Consider the following 10,283-nt stretch of genomic DNA (forward strand, 5'->3'; position numbering starts at 1 on the left):
GTCCACGCGGTCATCGTCCGTCGACCGGGGAGCGACCTCGACGATGCTGCGGTCGACGTGCACGCCCGCGCCCACCTCGCGAACTACAAGATCCCGCGCTCGATCGACTGGATGGACGAGTTGCCCAAGACCGGCTCGGGCAAGATCCTCAAGCGCGAGCTGCGCGCGCCGTACTGGGCCGGATGAGGGTGACCCCGTCGCCGACGGTGAGGATCACGCCGTCGCAGTCGTCGCGTTCGGCGACGTGGTCGTTGAACTCGCGGAGCGCGACCGTGCTGTCGTCGGTCGCGTCGGCGTCGATGATCCGACCCGACCACAGGACGTTGTCGACGAGAATCGCCCCGGTCGCGGTCATCCGCGGCAGCAACAGGTCGAGGTAGTTCCGGTAGCCGACCTTGTCGGCGTCGACGAACGCCAGGTCGATGTGCGGTTCGAGCGGAAGTTCGGCGAGTCCGTCGGCGGCCGGGCCGATCCGCATCTCGATCCGATCCGCCACGCCGGCCTCGGTCCACGCGTCGGTCGCGGTCTCGACATAGGTGTCGACGAGATCGAAGCAGATCAGGCGTCCATCGACCGGCAGACCTCGCGCCAGCCAGAGCGCCGACATTCCGGTGAACGTGCCGACCTCGACGATCGTGCGCGCCCCGGTCATCTCGACGAGCATCTGCATGAACCGACCCTGGTCCTCACCGATGTTCATCCCCGCGAGGTCGCCGAATCGTTCGCGTGTCGTCGCACCCAGCCGCGCGGCGACCGGATCCGCGTCGAGATGATCGACCACGTACTGCTGGATGTCGTCGGGAATACCGAATGATCTCATCGGGTGCTCGTTTCGGTCGCTGCGAGAATGCACGTCGGTGCCAGGCACCGACGTGCATTCTCCGTCGGTGGCGGGTTTGGTCAGGGTGACGTCGAAGACACGGATCTCGTCACCGAACTCGGGGTGGCCCGGAAGATTCGGCTGCGGCTGCGAGATGTTCACGGCACAGACACCCTCGTCCTCCAGGCCCCGGAGCAGACCCGAGAAGTCGCGGTCGTCCCACAGATCGGTTCGCTGCGTGAAGCACACCCATCCGCCGGGCTCCACCACGCGCAGCAGCTCACGAATCGTCGCCTCGGAGTCGGTCAGGTACGAGAACACTCCGACGCTGACGACGGCCACGAACCGTCCGTCGTCGAAGGCGAGCGGTGCGTTCAGGTCGAGTTCGACGACCTCGTGGTAGACGCCGCGCGAACGCGCCACCTCGACCGAGGCGGCCGAGAAGTCCCCGCCCACGATGCCGGTGAGTCCCCGACGGTTCAGCTCGACACCCACGAGGCCCGACCCGCACCCGGCGTCGAGCACCGAGCCCTCGCCATCGCCATCGCCGGAATCGAGAAGTTCGACGACCAGCGCGACGATCCGTGCCGGTGCCTCGTAGCCCCATTCGACCAGATCGGCGTCGTAGCGAGTGACGACCCAGTCGTCGTACATCGCTGCGACGGACGCTGGATCGGCGTCGAACTGCGCAGCGAGACCCTCACCCGTCGAAGAGACGAACTGCGAGTCGTCGCCACCGATTGAGTCGACCATCGACACGACGATAGGTCGCTCAGCCGAGGACAGCCATCACGGGTGATCCCTGGTGTGCGATCATCCGCCAGCCGTCGGCGGTCAGGGCGAAGATGTTCGTCGCCGCGATCGCGTGTGTCTCGCCGCGATCGACCAGGTTCTCCTCCAACGTCACCCACGCGAGGTCCTCGCCGACGTCGATCGACTGGTTGGTGAGGATGAACTGAGTCCGCCCGGCGCCCGCGAAGATCTGCGCCCACGACCCCTCGACCAGCTCCCAGCCGCGCAGGATCGGCCAGCCCGGATGCACGCACACGACTCGCGCGGCGTGCTCCCACACCTCACGCATCGCGTCGATGTCGCGCAACTCGTGCGCCGCGTAGAAGGCGTCGTTGACGGCGAGGACGTCATCGATCACCGTCATCAGCGGGCGTTCACCTGCTTCCAGGCATCGAGCATCGAGTCGGCCATCATGCGGTGTTCGCGGGCGAGGCTCTTCGCCTCGTCACCGTCGGCGCGCATGCCGATGGCGAGCGCACCGAACTTGTTCCCCATGAAGTAGGGACCGAACGACTTCGGCGCGAACGCACCCTTCTGCTCGACATCGACGCCGTCGATCACGGGACCGCCGGCGGGCGGATCGATCGGGGCCAACCCCAGTTCTTCGAGCGCGTCCAGCACGTCGTCGTCGTGGGTTCGATCGGCGAAGTCGCGTCCGCGGTAGCCGAACACCTCGTTGCCGTCCCGATCGATCACGAACAGACCGGGCAGCGCGATGCCGTCGCGATCGGCCGGATCGAACATGTCGATCGCCTGGAGGTAGGTCTCGCCACCCGGGTCGCTGACGTAGCGGACGTGCGGCGTCGGCCAGCGCTGGAACATCGCTGCATTCCGCTCCTCGGAGTCGACGCTCACGGCGATCACCTCGGCGCCGGAACGGTGGATGCGGTCATTCGACAATGCCAACTTCACGAGTTGGCCACAGCAGTACGGTCACCAGTCTCCGCGGTAGGTGAGCAGCACGATCGCTCCACCGCCTCGACGGAGTTCGAGGAACGGCGCGTACACGTTTGCTGCTTCGGTCATGATGTCGATCATGGCAACGTTCGGCGACGTCATCCGCATCGGGCTCGAACTTCCGGACGTGATCGTCGACACGCCATACGGAACACCGGCGCTGAAGGTGCGGCAGTAGTCGTTCTGTCGGATGTGGAGCGATCGAGAATCCCGCCTGGCCGACGTCGCCGAGTCCGATCTCGCCGACCTGCTCGAGGACGCCGACCGGCAGAAGGCACCGACGACCCTCATCGCCCGCCTCGACGCACCACTCGGCGGACGACGTACGCAGTCCCGAGCGAACCGCCACAAAGATGCACGTTGGTGCCTGGCACCGATGTGCAGTCAGTCGGCGGAGAGGTCGATGTCGACCATCAGCTCGTTGGCGAGATCCTCGAGGGCCGCGGAGAGGTCGTCCCGATCGAGATCGAGCGGGGCGCGGAGCGTGGCGGTCGCCTCGAACAGCACCTCACCCGACATCGGAGCGCTGGTCGACGCGGTGGTGAGTTCGTCGATGCTGACCCCGCGCTCGGCGAGCGCTCGCGAGATCTCGTGGACGATGCCGGGGCGGTCCTGACCGATCAGGTGCAGGGAGAGGAACTCCGCATCGATCGACGGGGTCGTCTCGGAAGCGTCCTCGACGCCGATGTCGAGCAGTCCCTGTGATGACAACGGTTCGAGGTCCGCGATCAACGAGTCGACGAGTCGGTCCCCGATGCTGACCTCGACGATGCCGGCGAACTTCGCACCCAATCGGGCCATGCTGCTGCGGTCCCAGCTGCCACCGTGGCGGGCGACGACGCCGGCGACCGCCTCGACCAGACCGGAGCGATCGTCGCCGATCACCGTCAACACCAACGTCCCCATCCGCGCAGGCTACATCGCCCGCCGCAACCGGCTCCTCGTCAGCGAACGAGGGTGATCGCGTCGGACCAGTCGATCAGCAGCGACGGGTAGAGCCCGGCGACCACCGTGAACAGCGCGGCGAACCCGATCGCGATTGCGGCACCGACCGGAATCCGGATCGCCGGGGCATTCTCGTCGCCCTCGTGTTGCCACATGCTGACCATGATCCGCAGGTACAGGAACGCTGCGATGACCGCCGAGATCATCGCGATCAGTGCGAGCCCGTAGCTGTCGACGCTGACGCCGGCCTGGATGACACCGAACTTCGCGATGAACCCCGACGTGAACGGGACACCCGCCTGCGCGAGCAGGAAGATTGTGAACGCACCGGCGAGTAGCGGCTTGCGCTTGGCGAGGCCGTTGAACACCGACAGGTCTGCGTCGGCATCGCGGGCGACGACCGCGACCACGCCGAACGAACCGATCACGATCACCATGTACAGCAGCAGGTAGAGCTGAACCGACGAGATCCCCATGCCGGAATCTGCTTGACCGGCGGTGTGCGCGGCCGCTTCGACACCGACGAGGATGAAGCCGGCATGGCTCACCGACGAGTAGGCGAGCATCCGCTTGACGTTGCGCTGGACGACGGCGAGGAACGAACCGACCACGAGCGACAGGACGGCGAGGATCCAGATGATCGGCTGCCAGTCGTCGCGGAACGACGGCAGACCGGCGATCAGCACCCGGATCATCGCGCCGAACGCAGCCGCCTTGCCCGCCGACGCCATGAAGGCGGTGACCGGTGTCGGCGCGCCCTGGTACACGTCGGGAGCCCAGATGTGGAACGGGGCCGCCGCGACCTTGAAACCGAGTCCGACGATCAGGAGCGCAATTCCGGCGAGGGCGAGCGTGTCGTTACCGCTGTCGCCACGGCTCGCGACCGACGCGACCATCTCACCGATGTTCGTCGAGCCGGTGGCGCCGTAGACGAGCGCGATGCCGTACAGGAAGAACGCCGACGCGAACCCTCCGAGCAGGAAGTACTTCAGGCCCGACTCGGCCGATGCGTCGCTGCGACGATTCGACGCGGCGAGGACGTAGAACGCCAGGGACAACGTCTCGAGGCCGAGGAACAGCACGATCAGGTCGTTCGCCGAGGCCATCACGATGCCGCCGGCGGCCGCGACCAGGAGCAGCGCGTAGATCTCGGGGCCGTCGTTCGGTGTGCCGCGGAGGTATTCGTCGGCCAACATCGATACGAGGACGACGGCGCCGCAGATCGTGATCGTCGACCACATCGCGAACGTGTCGAACGCCAGTGCACCGTGGACCAGCGTTGCCGGACCGTTGTCCGAGATGTCGTCCCAGTTGACGATCGCGAGGACGCCAGCCGTTCCGGCGATCAGTGCCGATCCGAATGCGTAGAGGCCGCGCGGCCACTTCGGCGTCAGCGCGCCGACGACAATCAGCAGCAGCGCGCCGCCGACGAGGACGAGCAGCGGTGAGAGGGCGAACCACCAGATCTCGGTGTCGGCCGGGATCCGCTGGGTCGGTTCGATCTGCGCCAGGTTCGGGGTGTGAGCCAGGAGGTTCATCAGCCCTCACCTTCCTCGTCGCCGGCGTCGTCGCCGTGCTCGGCTTCGTCGCCGTGTTCAGCTTCTTCGCCGTGGTCGGCTTCGTCACCGTGTTCGACCTCGAACTCACCGCGCTGCGAGGTGTAGTCGGGGTCGATGTCGATGTCGGTGTTGTCGGCGACGTGGACGAGTAGACGGTCGACGCTCGGCTCGATGCGGTCGAGGAGCGGCTTCGGGTACACGCCGACGAACACGATCGCGACCAGGAACGGGATCAGGACGAGCCCTTCCTTGAACCGCAGCTCGGGGAAGGTCTTGTTGTCCTCGTCGGGCTCGCCGTGGAACACCCGCTGGTACGCCCAGAGCAGGTAGAGCGCGGCGAGGATCACACCGGCAGTCGCGACGACCGTCCACCAACGGGCGGTCTGGAACGAGCCGAGCAGGATGAGATATTCGCCGATGAACCCGTTGAGACCGGGCACCCCGATCGACGACAGCATCACGACCATGAACCCCGCCGCGAAGATCGGGGCGACCTTCTGCAGGCCGTTCAGTTCCGAGATCTGACGCGTCTTGCGACGCTCGTAGATCATGCCGACGAGCAGGAACAGCGCGCCGGTCGAGACGCCGTGGTTGACCATCTGCAGGACCGAACCGGAGATGGCCTGTGACGTGAAGGCGAACGTGCCGAGCACGATGAAGCCGAGGTGGGCGATCGACGAGTACGCGACCAACCGTTTCAGGTCGGTCTGCATCGTCGCGACGATCGCGCCGTAGATGATTCCGATCACGGCGAGCGTGAGCCACAGCGGTCGGCTCCACACGGACGCCTCGGGGAACAGGTACAGACCGAAACGGAGGAAGCCGTACGTGCCGAGCTTGAGCATCACGCCGGCCAGCACGACCGAACCGGCGGTCGGTGCCTGCGTGTGTGCGTCGGGCAGCCACGTGTGCAGCGGGAAGATCGGGACCTTCACCGCGAAGGCGATCGCGAAACCGAAGAACAACCATCGACCGGTCGACGCCGCGAAGTTCGAGCCTTCGGCGATCGCGACGAGATCGAACGTGAGGTAGCCGAGGTCCTGACGGGCGAGCATCGCCGTCGCGATCAGCGACACCAGCATGAACGCCGAGCCGAGGAACGTGAACAGGTAGAACTTCGTCGCGGCGTACTCGCGCTTCTCGTAGCCCCAGCCGCCGATCAGGAAGTACATCGGGACGAGGACGATCTCGAAGAACAGGAAGAAGAGGAACAGGTCGAGTGAGAGGAAGGAGCCGATGACGCCGGCCTCGAGCATCAACAGCCACGCGAGATATGGCTTCTCGTCGTGGTGTGGGTCGATGCCGACGATCGCGAGCGGGAAGAGCACCGCGGTCAACACGACCAGGAACAGCGAGATTCCGTCGACACCGAGGTGCCAACCAATCCCCCAGTCCTCGATCCACGGGTGCTCGGACACGAACTGGAACCCGTCGGCGCTCCGGTCGAACTCCTTGAGCATCCACAGCGCCATCGCACCGGTGGTGACGGAGAACAGAAGGGCGAGCAGTTTCGCGAACTCGGGGCGCGATCGCTGCGTGAACAGGATCGCGACGGCACCCACCATCGGCACGACGATCATCGCCGTCAGGAGCGGGAACGCTCCGGAGGCCGCGTGGGTCGCTTCAGCAGCCAACATCACAGAATTCCTCGAATCACCACGAACCAGCCGAGGAGCAAGACGACACCGATGCCGATCACCCCGGCGTATTGCCGCACGTAGCCGGTCTGACCCTTGCGTGCTTCACCCGCGGACACACGGACGACCGTCGCCACGCCGTTCACCGCTCCGTCGATCACCTTCTGATCGCCGTCGGCAACGGCCTGGAAGGCCTCGCGACCGGGATTGCCCATGAACCAGGCGAGCGCGGCGTCGTAGCGCCACCCGTCGCGGAACAGCTCGGGCTCGAACGGGCGGACCTTGCGCTTCTGGTACACCAGCCAGCCGCCGATGATGCCGAGCAGCGCACAGCCGATCGCGATGAACATCAACGCGACCTGCATGTCGGCGGCGGTGGTCCCGGTGATCACCGCTTCGCCGATGCCGCGTTCCTCGGCGATCGGGCCGAACTCGACGACGGGATGCAGCCAGTCGAGCAGTGCGTGTTCCCACCCGTCGGGGATGAATCCGAGCGATGGGAGTTGGACGATCCCGGCGAGGATCGAGAGCCCGGCGAGCACCACGAGGGGGATCAGCATGAACGACGGGGATTCGTGCGGCTTGAAGTCGCCGTGGGCCTCGTGCTCGTCGGCGTTGTCGTGCCAGTGCGCCTCGCCGAAGAACGTCATGATGACCTGGCGGGTCATGTAGAACGCGGTGAGGATGGCGGTGACGATGCCGAGCGCGTAGAGCACCCAGTTGTCGGCGGCGGCGAAGAGCAGGATCTCGTCCTTCGACCAGAATCCGGCAAACGGCGGGACGCCCGCGATCGCGAGCCAACCGACGATGAACGTCGACGCCGTGATCGGCATCAGCTTGGCGAGCTTGCCCATCTTGCGCATGTCCTGTTCGTCGTGCATCCCGTGGATGACCGAGCCGGAACCGAGGAACAGCAGCGCCTTGAACATGGCGTGCGTGATCATGTGGAAGATCGCCGCGACGTACGCGCCGGTACCGACCGCGAGGAACATGTACCCGAGCTGGCTGACCGTCGAGTAGGCGAGGACCTTCTTGATGTCGTTCTGGGCGAGCGCGATCGTTGCCGCGAAGAGCGCCGTGATCACACCGACCCAGGCGATCATCGTCGGGACCCAGTCGCCGGCGGCTCCGAGCACCGGGTTGATGCGCACCATCAGGAACACACCAGCGGTGACCATCGTGGCCGCGTGGATGAGCGCCGACACGGGCGTCGGGCCGGCCATCGCGTCGGGCAGCCACACGTAGAGCGGCAGCTGAGCGGACTTGCCGACCGCGCCGAGGAACAGCAGCGCAGCGATCCCGGTGGCCGTTGCGGTGGTCAGCGTCCCGGCGAGCGCGGAATCGTTGATCACCACGTAGTCGAGCGAGCCGACCGCACCGAACGCGAGGAACATCGCGAGCATCACGCCGAAGTCGCCGACACGGTTCGTAACGAAGGCCTTCTTGCCGGCCGACGCGTTCGCATCCTTGGTGTGCCAGAAGGCGATCAGGAAGTACGAGCAGGTTCCCACACCCTCCCAGCCGAGGAACGTGACCAGCAGGTTCGATCCCAGCACCAGCATCGTCATCGAGAGGATGAACAGGTTCAGGTAGAGGAAGAACTTCGAGAACTTCGGGTCACCGTGCATGTACCCGATCGAGTACAGGTGGATCAACATGCCGATCCCGGTGACGAACAGGCACATGGTGATCGACAGCGGATCGACGAGGAAACCGAGGTCGACCTGCAGCTGACCGACCGGCACCCACGAGAACAACGTCTCGGTGTGCGATCGCTCGGCGGAATCCATGCCGAGCAGGTCGAAGTAGATCAGCGCGGAGACGATGAAGCTGAGACCGACCATCGCCGTCGCGAACAGACCGGCGAGGGGCTCGCCGAGCTTGCGACCGAACAGCAGGATCGTGAGGAACCCGAACAGCGGGAACGCGGGAATCAGCCAGACGAGTTCAACCATGGCGGCGTCAGCCCTTCAACTCGGAGAGATCGTCGGCGGTGGCGCCGGGTCGGCGGCGCAGGATCGACACCAGGATGCCCAGTCCGACGACCACTTCGGCCGCCGCGACCACGAGGACGAAGAAGACCGCGGTCTGTCCGTTGATGTCCCCCAGCGACGTCGCCATCGCGACGAAGGTGAGGTTCGCGGCGTTCAGCATCAGCTCGATGCACATGAACATCACGAGTGGGTTGTTGCGCACGAGCAGGCCGAAGGCCCCGATCGCGAACAGCATCGATGCGACGATCAGATACCACGTGGGTTCGATGGCGGCGATCATCGGTCGGCCTCCCCGCGCTGTTCGGACTGACGTGGCCACTTGCGGGTCATCAGCACGGTTCCGGCGACGGCGACGATCAGCAGCACCGAGGTGAGCTCGAAGGCGAGCACGTGATCGTTGTAGAGGTTCTGCGCGAGCTGCTGGATGTTGCTGTCCGGATCCTCGACCGTCGCGAGGTCGATTCCGGTGCCCGGGTTGAGCGAGCCGATCGCGTCGCCGGCCTGCAGCACGGCGGCGGTGATCAGACCGACCAGACCGAGGGCCATCACGGCGGCGAGCGGACGCTGGATCTTGATCGGTTCGACCGACAGGTCGACGGTGCGGTCGACGCCGAGCAGCATGATCACGAACAGGAACAGCACGACGATGGCGCCGGCGTAGACGATCACCTGCACGGCGGCGAGGAAGTGTGCTTCCTGGGCGACGAACTGCACGGCGACGCCGAACAGGGTGAGGACGAGTCCGAGTGCGGAGTGCACCGGGTTCTTCAGCGTGACCACGCCGATCGCCCCACCGAGCATCATCAGCGACGCCACGAAGAAGACGACGTATTCGAGGAACGTCGCGTTCATCGTTCGACGGTTCTGACTGACGGGTCGACTCGCGACGCATCTCGTTCGGGATGGGGGACCTCGGGGGCGCGGGTTCCGTGGCCGAGTTCGTTGCTCCACCCCACGGCGCCCTCGAAGGTTGCGTCACCGGACGGCGACGTCGCGCGCATCCAGCCCGACGTGTTGTCGTCGTCGCCGTCGCGCCAGTCCTCCCACGGGAGGACCTGGGGCTTGCCGTCGTCGTCGACGACGAGCTCGGTCTTGGTGTAGATCGCGTCCTTGCGATTCGTGAACGAGAACTCGAACAGCTTCGATTCCGTGATCGCCTCGGTCGGGCACGCCTCGACGCACAGGTCGCAGTGGATGCAGCGGAGATAGTTGATCTCGTAGATCCAGCCGAAACGCTCGCCGGGCGACGTCGGGTTGACGGGGTCGTTGTCGGCGCCGCGCACGTGGATGCAGTTGGCCGGGCACACACCCGCGCACAACTCACAGCCGATGCACTTCTCCATCCCGTCCTCGTACCGGTTGAGCACGTGGCGACCGTGAAGCCGCTCGGGCTTCGGGATCTTTTCGTCGTCGGCAACGTCGGGGTCGCTGCCACGACCATGCTTGCGGGCATAACGTCCGCCGGAATATTCGGTGGTCACGCGCTTGCCGCCGAACAGGCGGTGCTGACGAATCGTGACGCCGAAGCCTTCTAGATAACACATCAGTACGCAGCCCCTTCGGTCTCTCGGTTGCGACG

At 65.7% G+C, this 10,283-nt stretch carries 10 protein-coding genes and 1 pseudogene; 1 reads left to right on the plus strand and 10 read right to left on the minus strand.

Features of this window, described 5'->3' with window-relative positions; translation table 11 throughout:
• Window positions 1-186: AMP-binding enzyme (locus WBV89_RS03940; protein ID WP_423980038.1), on the plus strand; the 186-nt coding region annotated here is incomplete at its 5' end.
• Here WBV89_RS03940 and WBV89_RS03945 read toward each other — a convergent pair.
• The 10 genes and pseudogenes from WBV89_RS03945 to WBV89_RS03990 all read right to left on the minus strand — a co-directional run bounded on the left by WBV89_RS03945 (window position 149) and on the right by WBV89_RS03990 (window position 10,248).
• Entirely contained in the window at window positions 149-1,573 is a 1,425-nt protein-coding gene (locus tag WBV89_RS03945; protein WP_423980039.1) for a methyltransferase domain-containing protein, read from the minus strand. The two genes, WBV89_RS03940 and WBV89_RS03945, sit on opposite strands and share 38 nt — an antisense overlap.
• Window positions 1,574-1,592: 19 nt before the next feature.
• Window positions 1,593-1,976, minus strand: coding sequence for a nuclear transport factor 2 family protein (locus WBV89_RS03950; RefSeq protein WP_423980040.1), 384 nt, complete (start codon window positions 1,974-1,976; stop codon window positions 1,593-1,595).
• A pseudogene (locus tag WBV89_RS03955) lies at window positions 1,976-2,533 on the minus strand (peroxiredoxin family protein); the annotation flags it as partial. The pseudogene WBV89_RS03955 and the gene WBV89_RS03950, both read right to left, overlap by 1 nt.
• Window positions 2,534-2,953: 420 nt before the next feature.
• Complete coding sequence (locus WBV89_RS03960; RefSeq protein ID WP_423980041.1) at window positions 2,954-3,475, minus strand: glycine cleavage system protein R; 522 nt, start codon at window positions 3,473-3,475, stop codon at window positions 2,954-2,956.
• 38 nt (window positions 3,476-3,513) lie between these two features.
• A complete protein-coding gene (locus WBV89_RS03965; RefSeq protein WP_423980042.1) occupies window positions 3,514-5,052 on the minus strand; it encodes an NADH-quinone oxidoreductase subunit N in 1,539 nt (512 codons plus the stop codon).
• On the minus strand, window positions 5,052-6,710 hold the full coding sequence (locus tag WBV89_RS03970; protein WP_423980043.1) for an NADH-quinone oxidoreductase subunit M: 1,659 nt from the start codon (window positions 6,708-6,710) through the stop codon (window positions 5,052-5,054). The genes WBV89_RS03965 and WBV89_RS03970 overlap by 1 nt, the downstream gene beginning before the upstream one ends.
• Window positions 6,710-8,665, minus strand: a complete 1,956-nt coding sequence (nuoL, locus tag WBV89_RS03975; protein WP_423980044.1) for an NADH-quinone oxidoreductase subunit L — start codon at window positions 8,663-8,665, stop codon at window positions 6,710-6,712. The genes WBV89_RS03970 and nuoL overlap by 1 nt, the downstream gene beginning before the upstream one ends.
• Before the next feature lie 7 nt (window positions 8,666-8,672).
• Window positions 8,673-8,984 carry an NADH-quinone oxidoreductase subunit NuoK gene (gene nuoK / locus WBV89_RS03980; protein WP_423980045.1) on the minus strand — a complete coding sequence of 104 codons (312 nt, stop codon included), beginning with the start codon at window positions 8,982-8,984 and terminating at the stop codon, window positions 8,673-8,675.
• Window positions 8,981-9,556, minus strand: a complete 576-nt coding sequence (locus WBV89_RS03985; RefSeq protein ID WP_423980046.1) for an NADH-quinone oxidoreductase subunit J — start codon at window positions 9,554-9,556, stop codon at window positions 8,981-8,983. The genes nuoK and WBV89_RS03985 overlap by 4 nt, the downstream gene beginning before the upstream one ends.
• Entirely contained in the window at window positions 9,553-10,248 is a 696-nt protein-coding gene (locus tag WBV89_RS03990) for a NuoI/complex I 23 kDa subunit family protein (protein ID WP_423980047.1), read from the minus strand. Before WBV89_RS03990 ends, WBV89_RS03985 begins: the two co-directional genes overlap by 4 nt.
• Window positions 10,249-10,283 lie beyond the last annotated feature (35 nt).

This window comes from Ilumatobacter sp., from assembly GCF_049588435.1.
GTDB lineage: Bacteria > Actinomycetota > Acidimicrobiia > Acidimicrobiales > Ilumatobacteraceae > Ilumatobacter_A.